The organism is Arcobacter sp. L (assembly GCF_000284235.1).
Lineage (GTDB): Bacteria > Campylobacterota > Campylobacteria > Campylobacterales > Arcobacteraceae > Aliarcobacter > Aliarcobacter defluvii.
In genome coordinates this window covers 1,933,626-1,956,997 of sequence record NC_017192.1, presented here as the reverse complement: position 1 = coordinate 1,956,997, position 23,372 = coordinate 1,933,626, and the positions used below count along the sequence as shown (strand labels likewise).

Sequence of the window (23,372 nt, the reverse complement as noted above, 5' to 3'; positions counted from 1 at the left end):
TTTATTCTATAATGTTTATTATAATAATAGCTTAAAAAATAATTTTTTATTGAAATATGTTATATAATCAAAAATAATTTTAAAAAGGATTTATCATAAAAAATATAATTACAATTACAGATTTTGTGTCTGATGGATTTAAGTTTATTGATAAAAAAGATTATTTAAAAGATTTTTTATCAAATAATGATGATTTGTTATCTACAACTTCTTGGGGAAAACTTATTAAATATTTAGGTGAAAAAACCATTGAAATTTCTGATTTAAATGAAGCTTATTATTTTACTATTTATACAGCTTATTTAAACACTTTTGAAAAAGCATTAGAGTATTTTGAGATTAATTCAAATAACTTTTCAATTCCATTTAATGAAGATTTAAAATATGATTATAAAGAATTTAATTTATCAAAAATTACTTCAAACTTTTTGAAAATATATTTTGATGGAATATTCAAAGATTTTGTTTTAGAAGAAAATAGAGCAAAAGTTCAAAGATATATAAATAACAATATCAAATTAAATTATTTTGAAATATTAGAACAAAATAGTTCAGTTTTAAATAAATATATAAGTCATATTAAAAGCAATTTAGGATTAGAAGAAAAAGAACTTTTCAAAAAAAATAAATATAAAAATACAATTGCAAATGAGTATTTTGAAGTTGTATTAGGTGATGAAAATGCCTTAACTCTAAATGATTTATATATCGAACCATATTTTAGAGTTCATAAAAATTGTTTTAAAGATAATGATAAAAGATTAAAAGAAGAATTTAGAGCAGATAAATATATAGACATAGAAGATGAAAGTATTCATAATTTCATAGATGATATTTTAAACAATAAAAATAAACATAAATTAGATTTAAAAGATGTGAATACAATCTTTATAGCAGGGCAACCAGGTCAAGGTAAAAGTTCTTTTACAAAAAGGTTTATTTATGATATGGTTGAAAACAGAACATCTTTATCTAAAGATGTAATTTTAATAAAACTTAAAAATATAAAAGAACCAAATGATTTAAAAAATAAAAGTTTTAAAGAGATAGTAAAAGAAAATACAAGATTAGAAATAGATAATTTAGATAACTATATCGTAGTTCTTGATGGGCTTGATGAACTTGCTATGAAAACAGGTTTATCAACAAGTGACATTGAACTTATATGTCAAAAATTTTCAAGAGAAAGTACAACAATAATCATCACAACAAGGCACGGGTATCTAAATTTTGATACATTAAATGAAGATAATATATCTGTTCTCGAATTAAAAGAATTAGATAAAACTCAACAACTATCTTGGCTTGAAAAATATAAAAAAATATATCCAAATATAAAACTATCAAATAAAATTATTGAAAAATTTCATAAAGATGAAGATAAACATATTTTAGAACTTATAAATCAACCAATCTTACTTCATATGATTGCAAAAATGGATATAGAAAATATTGAAGAATTAAATAAAACTAATTTATATAGTGAATTTTTTGAAATCTTAATCAAAAGAAAATGGGAAAAAGATGCTCATACTTTATCAAAATTAAAAGGAGTTGAGCAAGAAGAATATTCGAGAGTTTTAAAAAATATGTTAAAAGAGTTGGCTTTTCATATTTTTAATTCAGAGTTTGAATATATCCAAAAATATGAGTTTGAGAAATTAGAAAGTGTGCAAGAACTTCAAAAACTCTTATCAGAAAAAAATAATAATGAATCATTAAAATCAAATCTAAAAGGTGTGATGGTCTCTTTTTATTTTAAAGAGGTAAAAAAAGATGAAGAAGATATTAATCCTAAAGAAAAAAATGAACAATATGCAATAGAGTTTTTACATAAATCACTTATGGAATATATGGTTGCTTCATATATCTATGATTATTTAGATGAAAATTTTTTAGAAACAAAAAGAAGTTCAGGAAAATATATCATTGATGATGGAAAAGATGCTTTAAAAGAGTTGTGGTATTTATTTCATCAAAAGCATTTATCTGATGAAGTCACGAATAATTTAATAGAAATCATCAAAGAAAAAGAACAAAGTACAAATGATGAATTAGCAAAAAGATTTGATGTCTTTTTAGCATATTTGATAGAAAAAGATTTTTTATATGAATCAAATATAGGAAATAATAATCCAATAGGAAAGGCAAATAATACTTTCTATGGATTTTGGCAAGTAATGTGTAATCTTGATGATAAAAATCATATGCCAAGAGATAAAAATTTAAAAAATGAAATATTTAATCAATTTATCAAAAATTTTATTGCAAATTTTAATTTAATAAATATGGATTTATCTAATCTATTCATTTTTTATACAAATATATATTTTATTAAAGATATGAGTCTTTTTTTTGGAATAAATTTAAAAGATGTAGAATTAATTTATACAAATATTTTTTCTCAAGAAAAACAGTTTATTAATATAAATGAGGCAAAAATACTTAGTAGTGTACGAATTGGAAATATTTATTTTGAAGATATTACTTTTTCTTCAGAAATGATAAATAATTCAATTTTTAATGATTGTTATTTTATTAAAGTTAAATTTAAAAATTTAACTTTATATGGAAATATTTTTCAAGATTGTACTTTTGAAGATTGTGAAGAAATAGATTTTGATAAATTAAAAAAAAATAATCATTTTATAAATTGTACAAATGATGGTGAAGAAATCTAGTCAGTTAGAAATTGTTAAATTGTTTTTAAATAAATTTTTTACTAACAAAGAGTATTTTTACTCTTTGTCCAATCTCATATCTTCAAGAACTCTTAAAATATCTAAAGCATCCTCTTCTCTTAGATTATTGTTTGAAATATCAAGTTCTACTTCATCAAAATAGGTTTTCATTTCTTCAAGATATTTTAGTTCATCTTTATCATCTTTCGAAGCATCACCACTATCGATTATATCCATAATCTCTTCTAAATTTTTATTAAGTTCTGGAATTAATTCCTCTTTTAAAATTTTTGTAAGTTTTTCTATATTTGAGATCTATATTCCCTATTCAAATTTTGTGAAATTGTAGCAAAATTATTTTTGACTTATTATTGTTTTTAAATAAACTTCTTCACTTATGATATCTTTATTTGTTTCAACTCTATCAATATAAACATGTCCTATTAAATGGTCATATTCATGTTGAAAAATTCTTGCTATAAAGTCTTTGAAAACAATAGTTTTTTTCTCATTTTCTAAAGTTTTATACTTTACTACAATTTTATTATATCTTGGAACTTTTGCTCTAATTCCTGGAATACTTAAACATCCTTCCCAATCTTTATTTTTACCTTTTGAAGTTTTGATTATTTTTGGATTTATTAAAACTAAATCTTCCATAAGTGGAGCGTTTGGATATCTTTCATTTGGTTTTGATGAGATAATCATAATCTGTTTTGAAATAAATATTTGAGGAGCAGCAAGACCAACACCATTTGATTTTTTAAGAGTTTCAATCATAAGTGAAACGATATTTTTTATTTCTTCACTTTTTATATCTTTAACTTTTTTTGCTTTTTTTCTTAAAACTTTTTCACCAAGTTTTGCTATTTGTATTTCATTTGACATTATGAACCTTTAAATTTAATAAAATAATATTTTATTAATAAAAATTATAATATTATAAATACATTTTAAATTACATAAAATCGATATTCTCATAAATTATAAAAGGTAGAAAATGAAACAAAGATTGAGTTATGAAGAGTTAACTTTAAAAATTGCATTTTTAGAAAAAGAAGCAAAATTTAATAACTTTTTTTTAAAAAAACTATTTGATATTATTCCAAGTCCTATGTTTTATAAAGATAAAGACGGAGTTTATCAGCATTGTAATGATGCTTTTTCAAAAATCATATTAGGAATCCCAAAAGAGGAAATTATAGGAAAAACTCTTTATGATTTAGGTCATGTTATTCCAAAAGAAAATGCTGATTTATATTATGAAAAAGATAAAGAACTTTTTTTGACTTCAAAAGAACAATTTTATGAGGGAAAAGTGAAGTGTGCTGATGATATAACAAGAGATTATCATTTTTATAAATCATCATTTATCATGGATGGAGAAATTTTAGGTCTTGTTGGTATTATGCTTGATGTAAGTGATTATAAAAAAGCTTTAGAAGAACTTGATAAAAAAACAAAACAACTAGAAGACTTAGGCTATAATTAATTTTTAAATATTAGATAAACTTTTAATAGAGGGTATTATATTTTTATAACATAATATCCTACAAAAACCACGCAAATTTCATTATTTTCAACTATCTGAGATGTTATTTTTACTGAAGCACTTTGTTTTGATAAAAGTTTTTCTTTTAAAATATTTATTTCTTCATTGTTTGGTTTAAAAGTATGACAAATTATATCTTTTGTAACGGGTTTTTTATATGAATTTTCATTTTTTATAATTACAATATTATTACTATTGAAACCTAATTCTTTTGAAATCAACCAACATAAACTCCATCCAGAAATTATAGTTAATGTTGCTAAACTTCCTCCAAAAGCTGTTCCTTTATCATTTATATTTACATCTAATGGTATGGTTGTTATTAATTCTTTTTCATTATAATTTAAAATTTTTAAATTCATAAATTTAGTTAAAGGAATCTCATTGTGTAGTTTTTTTTCTAATTCTTTTATCATAATTTTCTCTTATTTTTCATTTTATTAATTATGAAAATATACAAAAAAATAATTGAACAAATAATAAAAACAATGTACAAAAGTTGTACATACAAAAAGCTATTTAACTTAAAGTAAATTTAATAAAAATCTTGAAAATATTGATTTCTTGTATGGCTAAAATTAATTTAAAATTAATACAAAGATTTAGTGTAACTTTTATTTACATAAATAAAAACTTGTACAATTCTTTACAAAAATTGTACATACTTATTTTTTTCTTTGTGATATAATAGTTGAACTTTCTAAAATCAAGAGGAGATTATATATGAGTTTATTAGCAAACTATAAAGCACATTCGCAAGAAAGACTTAATGAAGGTGGATTACCTGCATTACCTCTAACTGCTGAGCAAACTGTTGAGTTAGTAGAATTATTAAAAGCTAATCCAGTTGTTGAAGCTGAATATGTATTAGATTTATTTAAAAATAAAATTAACCCAGGTGTTGATGATGCTGCTTACGTAAAAGCTGCATTTTTAAATGATATTGTTCAAGGAAAAGTTTCTTGTTCAGTTATTTCAAAAGTTGAAGCTATTGAAATTTTAGGAACAATGATGGGTGGATATAATGTTTCTCCATTAGTTGAAGCATTAAAAATTGCAGAAGTAGCTGATGCTGCTGCAACTCAATTAAAAAACACTATTCTAGTTTATAATTCATTTAATGATGTAAAAGAGTTAATGGATGCTGGAAATGCAAAAGCAAAAGAAGTTATTGAGTCTTGGGCAAATGCTGAATGGTTTACAAATAAACCAGCTTTAGAAGAAGAAATTACATTAACTGTATATAAAATCCCAGGTGAAACAAATACAGATGATTTATCTCCTGCAACTGTTGCATTTACAAGATCTGATATTCCATTACATGCAACTGCAATGTTACAATCAAGAATGGAAAAACCATTAGAAAAAATGGCTGAATTAAAACAAAAAGGTTATCCTTTAGCATACGTTGGTGATGTTGTGGGAACTGGTTCATCAAGAAAATCAGGAATTAACTCTGTTCAATGGCATATGGGTAGAGATATTCCAGGTGTTCCAAATAAAAGAACAGGTGGAGTTGTAATTGGTTCTATTATTGCTCCAATTTTCTTTAATACAGCAGAAGATTCAGGATGTTTACCAATTCAAGCTCCAGTTGATGCTTTAGAAACTGGTGATGTTATTACAATTAAACCATATTCTGGTGTAATTGAAAAAGATGGTGCTGTAGTATCTAAATTTGAATTAGCTCCAAATACATTAACTGATGAAATGAGAGCAGGTGGAAGAATTCCATTAATTATTGGAAAAGGATTAACTGCAAAAGCTAGAGAAGCTTTAGGTTTAGGTGCTTCAACTGCATTTATCGCAGCTGCACAACCTGCTGATAATGGAAAAGGATTTACACAAGCACAAAAAATGGTAGGAAAAGCTTGTGGTGTTGAAGGTGTTAAACCTGGTATGTACGTTGAACCAATCGCTACAACTGTAGGTTCACAAGATACAACTGGACCTATGACAAGAGATGAGATTAAAGAACTTGCTGCATTATCTTTTGGTGCTGATATGGTTATGCAATCATTCTGTCATACAGCTGCTTATCCAAAACCAGCTGATATTAAATTAAGACACACTTTACCAGATTTCATCAACTCAAGAGGTGGAGTTACACTTAAGCCAGGTGACGGTGTTATTCACTCATGGTTAAATAGATTATGTTTACCAGATACAGTAGGAACTGGTGGAGATTCTCATACAAGATTCCCAATTGGTATTTCATTCCCAGCTGGATCAGGACTTATCGCATTCGCAGGTGTTACAGGTATGATGCCTTTAACTATGCCAGAATCTGTTTTAGTTAAATTCTCTGGAAAAATGCAACCAGGTATTACTTTAAGAGATTTAGTAAATGCTATTCCTTATTATGCGATTAAACAAGGATTATTAACAGTTCCTAAAAAAAATAAAAAGAATATTTTTGCTGGAACAATTATTGAAATTCAAGGTTTACCAGACTTAAAAGTTGAGCAAGCATTCGAATTATCTGATGCATCTGCTGAAAGATCAGCTGCTGCTTGTTCTGTTCAATTAAATAAAGAGCCAATTATTGAATATTTATCTTCAAACATTGCTTTAATTGAAAAAATGATTGAAGAAGGTTATGAAGATAAAAAAACTCTTCAAAGAAGAGCTGATAAAATGAAAGAATGGATTAAAAATCCACAATTATTAGAGCCAGATGCAGATGCTGAATATTTAGCTACAATCGAAATCAATTTAGATGATATCAAAGAACCAATCTTAGCTTGTCCTAATGATCCAGATGATGTTGCTACTTTATCTGAAATCTTAGCTGATGATAACAGACCTAAAAAAATTGAAGAAGTATTTGTTGGTTCTTGTATGACAAATATCGGATTATTCAGAGCTTTAGGAGAAGTATTAAAAGGTGAAGGTGTTGCTAAAGCAAAATTATGGGTTGCACCTCCAACTAAAATGGATGAAGCTCAATTAACTGAAGAAGGATACTATGCTGCATTTGCTGCTGCTGGTGCTAGAATAGAAATTCCAGGTTGTTCATTATGTATGGGTAATCAAGCACAAGTTGGTGAAGGTTCAATTGTATTCTCTACATCAACAAGAAACTTTGATAACAGACTTGGTAAAAACTCTAAAGTTTATTTAGGTTCTGCTGAAGTTGCTGCTGTTGCTGCACTTTTAGGAAGATTACCATCTGTTTCTGAATATATGGAAATTGTTTCTAAAAAAATTACTGAGAAAAATAAAGATGGTGTTTATAAATACTTAAACTTCCATAAAGTTTCACCTGAACAATTAACTACTCTTGTTTCTTCAAGATAATTAATTCTAAAAAACCAAGGATTTAATCCTTGGTTTTTTTATTTACTATATTTAATAATATAATAACTTATAAAAAAGGAATTTAATGTTTAAAAAAGAATCTTTAATACTTTCATGTAGTGTTTTATTATTTGTTGGTTGTGGTGGTGGAGGTGGTGGCTCTTCAACTCCAACTATACAAAAATATGATTTGTATAGTTATTCGCTTAATCCAAGTGTTTTAAGTGAAGATAAAATTTCAGTTGAAAATAATACATTTACAATATATGCAGATAATGTTCAAACTATTAAGTATGTTGATGCTACAGTTTATAATAAAAATAGTAGTAATAAAATAAATGAATATGAATTTCACAATAATACTATTTCAACAATTGATCAATATAACCAACTAATTGCTTCAAAAACAGTTTTTGCAGAGTTTGAAATATTAACTGACGTGATAAAGTACACATATTTTTATGATAATAGTGTAGAAGTAATTACCAGAAATGTGGCTATAGGAGAAAAGATTATTAGTGAAACAGATACAGATGGTAGCGTTTGGACTTGTAATTTAAATAAACATTATGACACTATTAATGTAAAAGATACAATAAATAGTTTTTTTGGAAAAGAATATTCTACTTCAACAAAAACTTACAATGATGTAATAGAAGAAATATGTGTAGACAGTGTTAGTGATGAAGTATTACATAGTTTTTTGGCAAAAGATATTGGATTAATATTTCAACTAAATACTGAAACTTTAACCACTGGTGTTAAAGAAGAACGTTTTTTAGTTGTAGATTCTCATGTACTCTTAACAAAATAAAAGGTTAAAACCTTTTATTTTATTTCTTACTTTTTTACTTCATATTTTATTAATAATAAATATAATATCATAGTCAAAATTCTTTAAAGGATATGTTATTAATAATAAAGAAAACAAAAAGAATTCAATTATAGAAAATGCTTTAAAACTTTTTTCTCAAAAAGGTTTTTATAATACTACAATTCCAGATATTGCAAAAGCTATGAAAATGAGTGTGGGTAATATGTATAATTACTTCTCTTCAAAAGAAGAATTAGCCAAATTTGCAATTAAATATTCTACAAATATTTTAGCAGAAGAGTTAAGAGAAGTTAACAATATGGATATAACTTCAAAAAAGAAGATTTATTTATTTGTTAAAAAATATTTAGAAAATGTTCAAAAATCTCCTGAAATTATTGAGTATTTTTTAAGAGTTTACTTATCAAATAGAGAAGTTTTTAAACAAGGTTGTGAAGGCTTTTTATGTGTAGGAGAGTTTGTAACAGAAGTTATGATTTTACTTGATGATGGTGCACAAAAAAAAGAGTTTAGAGAACAAGAATTTTTCCCTGCATTTGGAATGATTATGGGATGTTTAGGTGGATTCGCATTTTTAAGTGGAGAAAATGTTTTAGATAAAGATTTATTAAGTTATTCAGATGCAGTAGCAGAAAATATTTATCGAGCATTAAAGTATGATGCATGAGTTTAAACCGACTATAGTCTGGTTTCAAGCAATTACTTGTAATGGAAATACACACTCACTATTAAGTTCAAACTCAAATAGGTTTGAACTTTTTTTAAATAGTTTTAATCTCATATATCATCCTAGTTTAACTATAAATAATTCACTTGAATATATTTTAGAAAATCAAAAAGAGATAGATTTTTTATTAGTTGAAGGTTCAATATCTTCAAATGAATTTATTTTCTCAATTTCAAATGATTCATCAAAAAACTTATTAGAAAAATTAGCTTTAAGATCAAAGTACATTATTGCAGTAGGTTCATGTGCCTCATTTGGTGGAATTCATGCAAAATTTACTCAAAATGATGATATTTGTGGAATAAAAGAGGCTTTAGAAAATAATAATCTTCAAACTCTTATTCATCCAATAATAAATCTCTCAGGGTGTCCTGTTCATCCAGAATGGATTTTTCAAACACTTTTTAGTTTAAAAACTTTTGGCAAAATAGATTTAGATGAAGTTGGACGACCAAAAGAACTTTATAGTACTTTAGCTCATCATGGTTGTACCAGAAATGAATATTTTGAGTGGAAAGTAGAAGGAAATTTTGGACAAAAAGAAGGATGTTTATTTTATAATCAAGGATGTAGAGGTCCCATGACTCATAGTTCTTGTAATAAAATTTTATGGAATGAAATAAGTTCTAAAACAAGAGTTGGAATGCCTTGTATTGGTTGTACAGAAACAGATTTTCCAAGAAATAATATGTTAGAAACAAAAAAAAATATGGGAATACCTCAAGAAGTTCCTTTAGGAATTTCAAAACGAGCATATTTAAGTATAAGTGGTGTTGCTAAAACTTTTAAAATAGATAGATTACATAAAAAACTAATGGAATAAAAGTGAAGACAGTAGATATAGTAGAAAGAATTGAAGGTGAAGCTAAACTTAACTGTACGTGGAAAGATGGAATAATAAGTGATGCAAGAATAGATTTTCTGAATTTTAGAGGTTTTGAATATATCTTAGAAGGAAAATCACCTTTAGATGCATTGATATATACTCCCAGAATTTGTGGAATTTGTGGTCAAGCTCATCTTAAAGCTACTGTTGATGCTTTAGAAAATGTATATGAAAACATTGGTGAAAAACTTGAAGTTACACAAAAAGCAAAGCTTTTAAGACAAATTGGTTTAAATATTGAGATTATTGATTCTCATATAAAATGGTTTTATCTGTTTATTATGCCAGATATTATAAAACTTGATAGCAATGATTTAGGAATTTATGAACCTTTAAAAGGACAAAGATGGCTTGAAGCTTGTAAAACAGCAAGTGAAACAATAAAATCTTTAGCAATTATTGGTGGTCAATGGCCTCATAGTTCTTATATGCTTCCTGGTGGAGTTGTAAGTGATCCAACTTTAATGGATTTAGTAAATATGCAAAACTATCTTCATTCTGCACTTGTTTTTTTTGAAAAATCTATTGCTGGGATCTCTTTAGAAAATTATTTATCTTTTGATAGTGTAAATAATATAGAAAAATTAAACTCAGATATGAAATGTTTCAAAGATTTATGTTTTAAACATAATTTACAAAATTTTGGTAAATCATATAATAGATTTATAACTTTAGGAGAAACAAATCTTTTCAAGAATGGAAAAATAAAAATAAAGTTAGTAAATAAAATTGATTTGACAAAAGTTTCAGAAAATAGTGATTTTACTTTTTCAATGAATGAAAAAGAAAACAATGATAAAAAGCATACTTGGAGTAAATCGGTTTCTTATAATGACAATATTTATGAAACAGGTCCACTTGCAAGAGCAATAACTTCAAATAGAAAATTTATAAAAGATATTCATAAAAATTATGCAGATTCTGTTTTTACAAGAGTAATGTCAAGACTTGATGAACTTGCATATTTAATAGATGATACAAAATCATTAATCTCAAAAATAAATATAAAAGAAGATTCTTTTATTAAACCTAAAATAATTCTAAGTGAAATTGAAAAAGCTAGTGCAATTTCAGTAGTTGAAGCAACAAGAGGTTCTTTATATCATAAAATAAATATAGAAAAAGGCAAAATAAAATCTTATGATGTAATAACTCCAACTGTTTGGAATTTAGGTCCTGTTTATAAAAAACAAAAAGGAATAGCTCAAAATGCTATGATAGGATTGCCTTCTATTGAAATTGCAAAAATTGTTTTGAGAAGTTTTGACGTGTGTTCAGTTTGTACAACACATTAGTGAATAATCATTCAAAAAAAGTGTATATTAGTAACAAAGTTAAAAAAAACTGAAACTGATTAACTCTTATATAAAAATAGAACAAATAAGAAAAATAAACCCCACAAAATCATAATTATTAACTTCTTTTATACTAATAAATATTTTTTTGCTATTTTTAAGCTACTTTTTGTAAATTATTATTAAGAGAGACATAAGTTTCTTATTGTTATTTTACAATAAAGTAAATGAATATTCATTTTTTAAGGAGTGAGATTATGATTGATTCAACACAGATGGTAAAAAAAGTTTTTACCCAAAAATCAGGGCGAGTTGAAACAAATAAAGGTGAAGTATATTATAACACTTTATTTGCAAAAGCTAAACAAAGATTAAAAACTTTAAGAGCTCAAGAGCCACTTAAAGATATTGATATGATGGATATAATTGATAGTGAAGGAATAAATAGAAGAGATTTTATGAAGTGGGTTAGTGCAACAACCGCTACACTTATGCTTCCTCCTATGTTTGCTCCACTTGTTGCAGAGGCAACTGAACTTATGAATAGAGTGCCAGTTATTTGGATTGAGTTACAAGACTGTGCTGGAAATTCTGAAGCATTACTAAGAAGTAGTGCTCCTACTGTTGATGATTTATTATTTGATGTATTAAGTTTAGAATTTCATGAAACTTTACAAGCTTGCGCAGGATTTGATGCTGATAAACAACTTGAAGAAGCAGTTGAACATTTTAAAGGTAAATATTTATTATTTGTTGAAGGTGCAATTCCTATGGGAATGAATGGTCAATATGGAACAATAGGTGCTAGTGGTGAGACTTTTCATGAACATTTAATGAGAATGTCAAAAGATGCAGCAGCTGTTGTTGCAGTAGGAACTTGTGCTACATTTGGTGGAATCCCAGCAGCTGCACCAAATCCAACAGGTGCAGTTGGAGTTATGGATTTAGTAAAAGGAAAACCAGTTGTAAATATTCCAGCTTGTCCTGCAAATCCAGCAAATATGGTAGGAGTAATTTTACATTTTGTTTTAACAGGACAAATTCCAGAACTTGATTCATTATTAAGACCAAAATTTGCATTTGGTTATAGAATCCATGATAACTGTGAAAGAAGAGCTCACTTTGATGCTGGTGAATTTGTTGAAGAGTGGGGAGATGAAGGAGCTAAAAATAACTTCTGTTTATATAAAGTTGGTTGTAAAGGACCTATGACATTTAATAACTGTTCAATTGTTCGATATAACGAAGGTACAAACTGGCCAATTGGAGTAGGAAGAGGGTGTATTGGATGTTCTGAGCCAGATTTCTGGGATAAATATGCATATGAAAGACCAATGGCAAATGCAAAAATAAAAGCTCCTACTGGTGGAGTTGAAAAAACTGTTGATGAATTTGGACTTGGATTATTAACAGCAACTGCAGTTGGAATTGGAGTTCATGCCGTAGCATCTATTGTTGCTGGTAAAAAATCAAATGAAGGAGAAGAAAAATAATGGCACAAAAACATTTAGTAATTGACCCAATTACAAGAATAGAAGGACATCTTAGAATTGAGGCAATCATTGATGAAAACAATGTTGTAACAGATGCTTACTCTTCTTCAACTATGTTTAGAGGAATTGAAGAGATTTTAAAAGGAAGAGACCCAAGAGATTGTGGTCTTTTAGCTATGAGAATTTGTGGAGTTTGTACAGGAACTCACTATCAAAGAAGTATTGAAGCTGTTGAACATGCTTTTAATATTACTATTCCTAAAAATGCAAGATTAGTAAGAAACCTTATTCAAGGTGCTTTATATTTACATGACCATATTGTTCACTTCTATCATTTACATGCACTTGACTGGGTTGATATCACTGAAGCACTTAAAGCTGATCCAAAAGCAACAGTTGCAGAAGCTCAAAAATGGGCAAGTGTGTCAGGTCATAGACCATGGAATGCAAATGAAGATGTTTATGCAGCTGTTCAAGAAAGAGTTACAAAATATGTAAAACAAGGAAGACTTGGAATTTTTGGAAATGCATATTGGGGAAGTAAAGGATTTAAACTTACTCCTGAACAAAATTTGATAGGACTTTCTCACTATTTAGATGCACTTGAATTACAAAGAGATTTAGCAAAAATGATGGCTATTTTTGGTGGAAAAAATCCACATCCACAATCTTTTGTTGTTGGTGGAGTAACTTGTGTTCAAGATATTAAAAATCCTGCAAGAATTGCAGAATTTAAACAAATCTTAAAAAGAGGTCAAAAATTTACAAAAGAGGCATATTTACCAGATGTTTATATGGCTGGAACAATGTATGCTGATGAAGCTCTTGAAGGAATTGGAGGAGGTATAGGAAACTATATGTCGTATGGTGATTTTAGACTTGATGATACACCTTTTTATGAATCAGCTAAACTTTTCCCTTCAGGTATTGTAAAAAATAGAGATTTATCAAAAGTTTTTGATATTGACCAAACAAAAATTACAGAAGATGTAACTCACTCTTGGTATGAAGGTGCTACAAATTTACATCCATTTGATGGAGTAACAAAACCTAATTATACAGGGTTTGGTAAAAAAGAAGATAATGTTGCTTATTTAGATACAACAAAAAAATATTCTTGGATTAAATCACCATTATATAATGATGAAAGAATGGAAGTAGGTCCACTTGCAAGAATGATAGTTGGTGTTGCACGAGGTGATGAAAGAATTTCTAAGTATGTAACAACTTTCTTAAAAAATGGAAATTTACCAACAAAAGTTTTATTCTCAACAGTTGGTAGAACAGCAGCACGTGCAATCGAAACTGAACTTATGGCAGATGTTATGATGGAATGGGTTGATGAATTAGCTTCAAATGTTGCACATGGTGATTTATCAACTTGGACAGAATTTAACTTTGATAATGTTTCAAAAGAAGCACAAGGTTATGGAATGGCTGAAGCTCCAAGAGGTGGTTTAGGTCACTGGATAAAAATCAAAGATGGTAAAGTTGTAAATTATCAAGCTGTTGTTCCATCAACTTGGAATGCAGCTCCAAGAGACTATAAAGGAAGAATGGGAGCTTATGAATCATCTTTAGTTGGTACAAAAGTAGCAAATCCAGATCAACCGCTTGAGATTTTAAGAACAGTTCATAGTTTTGATCCATGTATTGCTTGTGCTGTACATATTATTGATACTAACGGTAAAGAGTTAGGAGTTTATAAAGTAGATCCAATTGGAGGAACAAGCCGTGCCTAAAATAAAAGAGGTTAAAAGAATGACAGCAACTATGAGAATCGTACATTGGGCAAATGCTATATGTATGGTTGTTGCTGTTATAACCGGTTTATATATAGGTCATCCATATTATCAAAGCTTTATTGCTGATCCAGCAGTGGATAAGTATGTAATGGCTTGGAATAGATGGGGACATTTTATTGTCGCAATTATATTTGATGTAACTGCTGTATTAATTGGTTATTTATATTTCTTTTCAAGATTTGAAAAACCATATAAAAAATTGATTCCAACAGGAAAAAATATAAAAGAGTTTTTTGAGGTATTTTTAAATTTAATAACATTTAATAGAAGAAAAAATTTTGATTCTTCTCATAGTGATAGTTATAATATTGTATTTTTTACGATATTTCACCTATTATTAATATTTATGTTATTTACTGGTCTTCAATTATATGTTCACGGATTAGCTTCAGGTGAAAGTTCTATTGGAGCTTGGTGGCCAGCAATGCTTCATATTGCAACAGATTGGACATTAAATGTATTTGGTGGAAATATGGGAGTAAGAATTGCTCATCATACATCAATGTATTTAATCTTAGTTTGGGTAATGTGTCATATTTATTACCAAATTTGGCGAACAATCTTCTGGAAAGAGGGAGATATTGCTATTGTTATTGGTGGAAGTAAATTCGTAAGAGAAAAAGAAGAAAAATAGGGTTAAGCATAAAGGCTTAACCTTATTAACTTTTTTATAAGTTTAATTACTAAATTTATAAAAGAGTTATAAAGGGTGTAATTTAATGAAAAAAAATATTGTTATTGGCGTTGGAAATATGCTTTTCAAAGATGAAGGTATAGGAATTTATGCAAGTGAATATATCAAACAAAATTATAAGTTTGATGATGAAGACTTAGAAATTATTGATGGTGGAACATTAGGTTTTAAACTAATGGCATATTTTCAAGAATATGACAATGTAATTATTTTAGATACAGTTTCTATTGAGGATGAAGTTGGAGGAATTTATAGACTTCCAAGTGATGTTCTTTTAGGACTTGGGAACTATAGGAAAACAGCTCACGAAGTTGAAATTGTTGAGATGTTAGAGATAGTTTCTGTTTTAGATTCTCATGCAAATGTAACAATTATAGGAATTATTCCAGAAGATATAATAAGTGTTGAAATTGGATTAACACAAAAAATGGAAGATAAGTTTGAAGAGTTTATTTTAAATGGTATAAAAGAGATAGAATCTTTAGGTATAAAAGCTACTAAAGTAGATAATATTGCAATAAGTGATGTCGTAAAAAGTATGATAGGAAGTTATAATGGCGAGCACTTAAATAGAATACCAAATGAGGAAGATTTTACACATGCAATTAATCTATAAAATAGAATTTAATACAACGAATTTATATTTTAAATATATTATAGAAAAACTTATAAAAGAAGCAAAAGTAAATGCTGTTTGCAAACAATATCAAGGATTTATTTTAATTATATTAGAGGAAGAAGCTTCAAATATTGAGAGTTTTTTTGCACTACTTGAAAAAAAATTGCCAATGTCAATATTTATAGGAAACTCTTATGTTATTGAAAGTTATGATGAAAATTTAGAAGAAATTGAAGATTTTGATATAAAACAAAATCTGACTCTTCTAACAAACGATGCAATAAAACAGATAATTGAAGAGAATAATATCGATTTTTTAAACGATATTGTAAAAATTTCAAAAGGTGAGATTTCAAGATTTGAAACACATAATGGTTTAAAAGATTACTTTTTACCAAATAAGAATATAAGAGAAGACTTTGAAAAAAGAGGTTATGAAGTAAAACTTCTTATTACAAATACTACTAAACTTGATGAAATTTTTGATTTAAATATGAAAGATTTTCAACTTTTATGTTCAATAGAACGACCACTTGTAAAGTTGAAATTTAAACTTTTAAAAAATGCAAATAAAGAGTTTAGTTCAACAAACTTTATTTATGCAAAAATTCCTGATGATAAAGAAGTTGTTTTATTTGCCAAATCTTTAAAAGAAAATGGAATAGATTATGTTTTATATGCAAATGATGAAGTTTATCAAGATGGCTTAAAAGTTACATATAATAAAGAACAAAATATCATAGTAAGTGGTGATAAAGGATTATTTCCTAAATATGATTTTATTGCAAGAAAAAAGTTTAATAGTTCAAAAGAGTATTTTGATGATAATGGTGGTGTTTATAAAGCTATTTTAGCTCAAGTAGCAAAAAGATTAGTTCCAAGTATTGGAGTTTATTTTTCTCAAAATAATCAAAAAAGTTCAATATCTATAAATCTTCCTACAAAAGGTATAAAACAAATTATAGTTATTCCAAACATTCATAATAATATAAAAAATTGTTTTGAAGAAATAGCTGATATTGATGAACATTGTGCAAGATTAATTACAAATTTTAGTAAAAAATTTCCATTTGTTTTAGAAAGTGATGTTCCAGCAAATGCAAATGGTTTTGAGTCTATTATTAATTTATGTGCAAAAGTTTTAGGAATAAACAGTGCTAAAGAGTTTGAAGATACTGCTTTGAGTGCAAATTTATCAAGTGGTATTCAGATTGATATGAAACTTATAAATTTTGATGGAATAAATTATTTAGATTATAGAAGAATAGTTCAATCAATAATGGCTTATAAAATGGCAGATGTTGATAATATTACATTGGTTTATTCATTTTATGAAAGCTTGAGTGAGTTTATAAGTAATTATGTAAATGAAATTGCAAAAGAGACAAAAGCAACAGATGTTGTTTTGTGTGGAAATATGTTTGCTAATTCTATTTTATTATCAAAAGTAATAAAAACTTTAAGTAAAAATTTTAATACAATCTTACCTAAAGAGTATCCTTTAGACTATTAAGAAATTCTAATTTTAGAATTTCTTACAGCAAAATCTAAAACTAATTTTGATAACATCTCTCAAAAACAAAAGTGGATAGATGTTAGAATATTACAAAGAGTTAGTTTATTTTGTCCAAAAAATGGTTGGTGATAGAGAACAAGCCATTGAAATCATACAAGAAACTTATGTAAAAACTATTGAAAAGTCAAAAGAAACAACCATAGAAAATGAAAGAGCTTTTTTATACAAAGTTGCAAGAAATATAGTAATTGACCAATCAAGAAAAGATAAAAATAAAGAGTTTATAGAATACGAGGAAGAAGAATATTTTTGCTCAAAAGATGAACAACCTGATGAAATAGTTCTTGAAAATGTAAAAGAAGAACTACTGTTAGAAGCCTTAGAAACTCTTCCAAAACACTTAAAACAAGTTTTTGTACTTCATGTTTTTGAAGGTTTTACTAAAAAACAAATTGCAACTATGATGAACTTAAATCTAAATAGCGTACAAAAATATGTTATAACTGCAACTACAAAACTTACTGAATATATCGAAAAAAAACAATGGAACTAAGATGAATAAAGAATATATACAAGAAAAAGCAGCATATTTTTTTACCTGTAAAAAAGATGGCTTTAGCAAAAGTCAAGAAATAGAATTTGATTCTTGGATAACTGAAAATATCGAACATAAAAAGGCTTTTGAGAAAATAAAAAAATTACAGTTTTTATACTCTTCACTTTCACAAAATTTAAAAGATGAGATTTCAAAAGAAGTTTATCAAGAGATAAAAAAAGAGAGAAGTTTAAGAAAATTAAGATTTTTATCATTGGCCGCAAGTGTGATTTTTGTTATTGGTCTTAGTATTTTTACAGCTTTTGAATATCAGAATTTTAAAATAACCCATACTTTCCAAACAGATAAATTTGTAGAAAATATAGCTTTACCTGATGGTTCTGTAGTTACTCTTGATGCAAAAGCAAAAGTAGATATAAAATACTATGAAGATAAAAGAGAAGTAAATTTGAGTTTTGGAAAGGCACTTTTTAATGTAACAAAAGATGATAAAAAACCCTTTATAGTAAATGCAGATAAAATAAAAGTTCAAGTTTTAGGTACAAATTTTGAAGTAAAAAACCAAAAAGATAAAATAGATATTGATGTTATAAATGGAAAAGTGAGTGTTCAAAAACTTGAAAATAATGCTTATAAAGAGATTGCAGTTTTAACACAAGGAAAACATATCTCTTTTGATAAAGAAAATACTAAATATCAATTAAAGAATATAGACATAGAAAATATTGCATCTTGGAAAAATGGAATTTTATATTTTCAAAATGAAAGCTTACAAGACGCTATAAATGAGTTTAAAAAATATAAAGATATAAATACAAACATAGAAAATAGCATACAAAAATACTCAGTTAGTGGTTCTTTTAAAATAGAGGAGTTTGATAAATTTTTATTTGCCCTGACAAAAATCTATGCTTTGAAAGTGGATAAAAAAGGTGAAATATTTTATATTTCTAAAAAATTTTAATAAATTTTAAAATTCTTTTCAAAAACATATCCACTTTTTATAAGTTAATTCGTCTTATTATTTAGAGAATGATTCTCATAATTAACAAGAAGAGGAAACATGAAAAGTAAATCATATTCAAAAATCGCTCTAAGTTTAGTTTTATCATTGAGTTTATATGCTCAAGATAATTTTAGCTTAGAAAAACAAAGCCTTGAAGACTCTATAAAAAAGATAGCAAAAAAATCAAATATGCCATATTTAGCTGATGGTAAACTTCTCAAAGGTAAAACTGCGCCAAAAATAGAAAATGTTGAAGGAGTAAAAACAGCTCTTGATAAAGTTTTAAGTGGAAGTGGACTTGAATCAAGCATTGAAAATGGAACGATTATTATAAAACAAAAATCTACAGAGGGAAGTGGAACTTTACTTGAAGAAGTTTCAGTAAATGAAAAATATACTAGTGCAACAGAAGGAACTGGCTCATATACAACAGAACGAATGAATACAGCAACAAAGTTAAACCTTTCACAAAGAGATACTCCTCAATCAGTTAGTGTTATGACTAGACAACAAATAGAAGATTTTGGATATACAACACTTGATGATGCTATGCAAAATATTACGGGTATTTCTATAGACAAAGGTTATTTAGTAGGTGATTCTGGAAATTTTAGTGCTAGAGGATTTGAAATATCAAATATTTTGTTAGATGGGGTACCTATAAGTACGGGAGCAAATGGAACTTATAATGCAGATAATGATTCTTTAGATATTTATGATAGAGTTGAAGTAGTACGGGGAGCAACAGGACTAACTACAGGTACAGGAACACCATCAGCAACAGTAAATTTAGTGAGAAAAAAACCAACAAAAGAGACTAAAGGAAATGCTAGTATAAGTTATGGTAGTTATGATAATTATCGTGGAACTTTTGATGTTGGTGGAGCTTTAAATGAAGATAAAACTATAAGGGCAAGAACGGTAATAACAACTCAAGATAGAGATATGTTTTATGACAATGCAGAACAAAAAAATTATCAATTTTATAGTGTTGTAGAAGCAGATATAAATGACAATCTTATGGCAACTTTAGGATTCCATTATAGAAAAGTTGACAATACAGGTGGATATAATAGATTACCAACAAATGCAGATGGAAGTTTTTTAGATGTAAGTAGAAAAACAAATCTATCAAATGACTTTGATTATTGGAAACAAACAGATAAAACAGTATTTTCAGAATTAGAATATAACTTTAGTAATGACTGGAAAGCAAAACTAGCGGGAAATTGGAAAAGACCAGAACAAGATATAATATTTTCAGCATTTAGTAGAATATCTGGAGATTTATATCAAAATACTCAAAGATACAAACTTGATAATAAACAAGATTCTTATGATGTGTCATTAAGTGGACCATACTCTTTATTTGGAAGAAATCATGAATTGATGCTTGGTGCAGATTATAGAAAATTTGAAAATAGAAACTGGGGAGGTTGGGCTGATTATAGTTGGACAACTAATGGACCTTTAGTTGATCCATATAATTGGAACTCTTCTATTGTATCTAAACCATATATTGATATGACAAAATGGCCATTACATAGAGAAGTTACACAAAAAGGTACATATTTAGCGACTAGGTTGAATTTAAGTGACTCTTTAAATTTTATTTTAGGTTCAAGATTGAGTTGGTATGAGAATGAGAATCTAAGAACAGATGCTACATATAAAGCAACTGCTGAAGTTGTGCCTTATGCTGGAATAGTTTATGATTTAGACGATAATCACTCTATTTATACAAGTTGGACAGAGATTTTCCAACCACAAAATAGTATAGATAAAAGTGGGAATTTATTAGACCCAATAACAGGAACGAATTATGAGGCTGGTATAAAAGGTGAATATTTTGATGGGGCATTAAATGCAAATATAGCAACATTTTTAATTAAACAAGAAAATAGAGCAACTGATGATTTAAATGGACCAAATCCTTGTTCTGGAACTACTGGTGGTTTTTGTAAAAGAGCTTCTGGAGAAGTTGAAAGTAAAGGTTTTGAAACAGAAATTAGTGGAGCAGTTACTGATAATTGGCAGTTAATTGCTGGATATACTTATGTAAAAGCAGAATATACAAAAGATGTAAATAGTAGTAATATTGGAAAAACTTTTGATGCTACTTTACCACAACATCAGTTTAAAGTATCTACTACTTATAAATTGCCAGTCGATTCAAATAAATGGACTATTGGAGCAAATATTTATGCTCAAAATGATATAAAATCAAATGATTTTGATAAGATAAAACAAAGTGGATATTACACTGTTGGGGTTAATACAAAATATCAATATAGTAAAAATCTTGATGTATTATTGAATGTATATAATTTATTTGATAAAGAATATTATCAATCATTAGGTTGGGATACGGGTGGAAATGTAGTAGGAACTCCTAGAACATTTTTATTATCTATGAATATGAAATTTTAAATTACAATTTATAAAGAGAGTTTTTTTCTCTTTATATAATTAAATTTTATTTTTATAAAAGAGTCCTAAATTTATAATAAAATATTCTATTTTTAAACTATTTGTAGTAATATCTATCATAAGGTTAAATTATACAAAAGGAAATTTTTATGGATACTTCATTTGATAAAAAAAATCTCAAAAAAGCTTTACTACAACAACAAAATGAAATAAATGATTATACTATTTATAAAGCTTTAGCACTTTTTCAAAAAGATGAAAATAATAAAAAAATATTTGAAAAAATTGCGAAAGAAGAAAAAAGTCATTATGATTTTTGGGTGAAAATAACAAAAAAACAACTTCATGCACAAAATCTAATCGTTTGGTGGTATGTTTTTCTTGTGAAAATTTTTGGAACATCTTTTACATTAAAATCTTTAGAAAAAAGAGAATCAGGAGCAGAAGAGTTTTATAAAGAACTTTTTGAAATTTATCCAGAATCAAAAAAAATATATGAACAAGAAACTCAACACGAACTAGAACTTATTGATATGTTAAATGATAAAAAACTTTTATACGCAGGTGCAATAGTTTTAGGAATGAATGATGCTTTAGTTGAATTAACAGGAACTTTAAGTGGTATAGCTTTTGCTTTTGATAAAAGTTTGGTTGTTGGACTTACTGGTCTTATTATGGGAATTGCAGCATCTTTATCAATGGCAGGGTCTGCATATTTTGAAGCAAAAGAGAATCCAAGTGAAGAGATAAATCCTTTGGTATATTCTTTGTATACGGGAGTTTCATATATCTTAACAACTGCAATTTTAGTTGTACCATTTTTTATATTTGATTCTATTATTGAAGCTTTGATTTTGATGTTTGTTTGTGCATTTTTGGCAATAGTTTCTTATAACTTTTATATAAGTGTTGCAAAAGATTTGAGCTTTATAAAAAGAGTTTTACAAATGTCAGCTATCACTTTTGGAGTTGCGATAATCTCTTTTTTGATTGGATATTTAGTAAAATATTATTTTGGGATAGAAATATAAATAACTAAAAATAATGATTAAATAATAAAAATAAGTTAAATATTAATAAAAAAATAATCTTTAGATAGATAAAATAAATTATCTTATCGTAAAGGTTATTTTTATGAAAATATTTGAACTAAAATGTATAACATACTTAAAACAAGATGTATCTTTTGAAGATAGTTTTGATTCTATCTCAAAATTTATCAACTACTCAATTTGTCAAAAAGATGAATATAAACAAAAACATAATCAAAATGTATTTAATAATTACTGTTTTGGAAGTTTCTTTCCTATCGAAAAAGATAAGCTTTATAAAAAAGGTAATACTTATTATTTTACTTTTAGAACAATTGATGAAAAGTTTGCAAAAGAGCTATCTAATTTGCTACGAGCAAATATAAATAATCCATATTTACAAATTGTACAAGTTGAAAAAAGAGATATAAAACAGTTTTTTATAAGTGAAATTTATAGTGCAACACCTGTTGTAGTGTCACTTAAAAAAGAAAATGAAAAAAGTCATCAACTATTTTGGACTTTGGAAAAAAGTGGCGATATAATAGAACTTCAAAAGCAACTACAAGAAAACCTAATCAAAAAATATGAAGAGTTTTTTGGTGAAAAACTAAAAGTAAGTCAAAATTTTATCCAACTATTTGAAATAAAAAATCATAAACCTCAATCTGTATGTTTCACAACAACAAAAAATGAAATGCAGAAAAAAATAAGGCTTATAGGAAATAAATTTAGAATCATTCCAAATGAAGATGAAATAAGTCAAAAGTTAGCATTTTTGAGTTTGGGTGTTGGTTTGGGTGAAAAAAGTTCGTATGGTGGTGGGTTTATGATTTGGAAGAGGCAATAAATTACCCCTAGGATCATCACTGTAAAAGTTTACAGGAGAGGAATTACCTAGGATCTGCATGGCTATTATATATAAAATGATTTGAAAGGTTGATGA

General features: G+C 26.9%; 20 protein-coding genes. 17 read left to right on the top strand and 3 right to left on the bottom strand.

Annotated features, from left to right (window positions below; genetic code table 11):
* Window positions 1-125: 125 nt before the first annotated feature.
* Window positions 126-2,681 carry an NACHT domain-containing NTPase gene (locus ABLL_RS09715; RefSeq protein ID WP_014474627.1) on the top strand — a complete coding sequence of 852 codons (2,556 nt, stop codon included), beginning with the start codon at window positions 126-128 and terminating at the stop codon, window positions 2,679-2,681.
* A gap of 57 nt (window positions 2,682-2,738) precedes the next feature.
* Here the strand turns inward: ABLL_RS09715 and ABLL_RS09710 are convergent, their stop codons facing one another.
* Together ABLL_RS09710 and def are read right to left on the bottom strand one after the other, a co-directional pair.
* A complete protein-coding gene (locus tag ABLL_RS09710) occupies window positions 2,739-2,918 on the bottom strand; it encodes a hypothetical protein (RefSeq protein ID WP_014474626.1) in 180 nt (59 codons plus the stop codon).
* Window positions 2,919-3,035: 117 nt separating this feature from the next.
* Window positions 3,036-3,569 (bottom strand): peptide deformylase, encoded by a 534-nt coding sequence (gene def / locus ABLL_RS09705; RefSeq protein WP_014474625.1) that lies wholly within the window; start codon window positions 3,567-3,569, stop codon window positions 3,036-3,038.
* A gap of 112 nt (window positions 3,570-3,681) precedes the next feature.
* Here def and ABLL_RS09700 point away from each other — a divergent pair, with 112 nt between their 5' ends.
* The gene (locus ABLL_RS09700; RefSeq protein WP_014474624.1) at window positions 3,682-4,173 is read left to right on the top strand and encodes a PAS domain-containing protein; all 492 of its coding nucleotides are present in this window, start codon (window positions 3,682-3,684) and stop codon (window positions 4,171-4,173) included.
* Window positions 4,174-4,208: 35 nt separating this feature from the next.
* Here ABLL_RS09700 and ABLL_RS09695 read toward each other — a convergent pair whose 3' ends face one another.
* Window positions 4,209-4,649 carry a YiiD C-terminal domain-containing protein gene (locus tag ABLL_RS09695; RefSeq protein WP_014474623.1) on the bottom strand — a complete coding sequence of 147 codons (441 nt, stop codon included), beginning with the start codon at window positions 4,647-4,649 and terminating at the stop codon, window positions 4,209-4,211.
* Window positions 4,650-4,956: 307 nt separating this feature from the next.
* Here ABLL_RS09695 and ABLL_RS09690 point away from each other — a divergent pair, with 307 nt between their 5' ends.
* The 15 genes from ABLL_RS09690 to ABLL_RS09620 all read left to right on the top strand — a co-directional run bounded on the left by ABLL_RS09690 (window position 4,957) and on the right by ABLL_RS09620 (window position 23,276).
* Window positions 4,957-7,533 (top strand): bifunctional aconitate hydratase 2/2-methylisocitrate dehydratase, encoded by a 2,577-nt coding sequence (locus ABLL_RS09690; RefSeq protein WP_014474622.1) that lies wholly within the window; start codon window positions 4,957-4,959, stop codon window positions 7,531-7,533.
* Window positions 7,534-7,618: 85 nt separating this feature from the next.
* Window positions 7,619-8,347, top strand: a complete 729-nt coding sequence (locus ABLL_RS09685; RefSeq protein ID WP_014474621.1) for a hypothetical protein — start codon at window positions 7,619-7,621, stop codon at window positions 8,345-8,347.
* Between the two features lie 97 nt (window positions 8,348-8,444).
* The gene (locus ABLL_RS09680; protein ID WP_173363189.1) at window positions 8,445-9,035 is read left to right on the top strand and encodes a TetR/AcrR family transcriptional regulator; all 591 of its coding nucleotides are present in this window, start codon (window positions 8,445-8,447) and stop codon (window positions 9,033-9,035) included.
* Window positions 9,025-9,918, top strand: a complete 894-nt coding sequence (locus ABLL_RS09675) for a Ni/Fe hydrogenase (RefSeq protein WP_041654830.1) — start codon at window positions 9,025-9,027, stop codon at window positions 9,916-9,918. The genes ABLL_RS09680 and ABLL_RS09675 overlap by 11 nt, the downstream gene beginning before the upstream one ends.
* A gap of 2 nt (window positions 9,919-9,920) precedes the next feature.
* Window positions 9,921-11,276 carry a nickel-dependent hydrogenase large subunit gene (locus tag ABLL_RS09670; RefSeq protein WP_014474618.1) on the top strand — a complete coding sequence of 452 codons (1,356 nt, stop codon included), beginning with the start codon at window positions 9,921-9,923 and terminating at the stop codon, window positions 11,274-11,276.
* A gap of 257 nt (window positions 11,277-11,533) precedes the next feature.
* On the top strand, window positions 11,534-12,769 hold the full coding sequence (locus ABLL_RS09665; RefSeq protein WP_014474617.1) for a hydrogenase small subunit: 1,236 nt from the start codon (window positions 11,534-11,536) through the stop codon (window positions 12,767-12,769).
* On the top strand, window positions 12,769-14,511 hold the full coding sequence (locus tag ABLL_RS09660) for a nickel-dependent hydrogenase large subunit (RefSeq protein ID WP_014474616.1): 1,743 nt from the start codon (window positions 12,769-12,771) through the stop codon (window positions 14,509-14,511). Before ABLL_RS09665 ends, ABLL_RS09660 begins: the two co-directional genes overlap by 1 nt.
* Window positions 14,512-14,530: 19 nt before the next feature.
* Window positions 14,531-15,208 carry a cytochrome b/b6 domain-containing protein gene (locus tag ABLL_RS09655; RefSeq protein WP_041655243.1) on the top strand — a complete coding sequence of 226 codons (678 nt, stop codon included), beginning with the start codon at window positions 14,531-14,533 and terminating at the stop codon, window positions 15,206-15,208.
* Between the two features lie 85 nt (window positions 15,209-15,293).
* Window positions 15,294-15,884, top strand: coding sequence for a hydrogenase maturation protease (locus ABLL_RS09650; protein WP_014474614.1), 591 nt, complete (start codon window positions 15,294-15,296; stop codon window positions 15,882-15,884).
* Window positions 15,868-17,400 carry a hypothetical protein gene (locus tag ABLL_RS09645; protein ID WP_014474613.1) on the top strand — a complete coding sequence of 511 codons (1,533 nt, stop codon included), beginning with the start codon at window positions 15,868-15,870 and terminating at the stop codon, window positions 17,398-17,400. The genes ABLL_RS09650 and ABLL_RS09645 overlap by 17 nt, the downstream gene beginning before the upstream one ends.
* A 79-nt stretch (window positions 17,401-17,479) precedes the next feature.
* Window positions 17,480-17,956 carry an RNA polymerase sigma factor gene (locus ABLL_RS09640; RefSeq protein WP_014474612.1) on the top strand — a complete coding sequence of 159 codons (477 nt, stop codon included), beginning with the start codon at window positions 17,480-17,482 and terminating at the stop codon, window positions 17,954-17,956.
* 1 nt (window position 17,957) lies between these two features.
* Window positions 17,958-18,923 carry a FecR family protein gene (locus ABLL_RS09635; protein WP_014474611.1) on the top strand — a complete coding sequence of 322 codons (966 nt, stop codon included), beginning with the start codon at window positions 17,958-17,960 and terminating at the stop codon, window positions 18,921-18,923.
* Window positions 18,924-19,022: 99 nt separating this feature from the next.
* A complete protein-coding gene (locus ABLL_RS09630; protein ID WP_014474610.1) occupies window positions 19,023-21,395 on the top strand; it encodes a TonB-dependent receptor in 2,373 nt (790 codons plus the stop codon).
* A 149-nt stretch (window positions 21,396-21,544) separates the two neighbouring features.
* Complete coding sequence (locus ABLL_RS09625) at window positions 21,545-22,426, top strand: ferritin family protein (protein WP_014474609.1); 882 nt, start codon at window positions 21,545-21,547, stop codon at window positions 22,424-22,426.
* Window positions 22,427-22,529: 103 nt separating this feature from the next.
* Complete coding sequence (locus tag ABLL_RS09620; RefSeq protein ID WP_014474608.1) at window positions 22,530-23,276, top strand: CRISPR-associated endoribonuclease Cas6; 747 nt, start codon at window positions 22,530-22,532, stop codon at window positions 23,274-23,276.
* The last annotated feature ends 96 nt before the right edge of the window (window positions 23,277-23,372 follow it).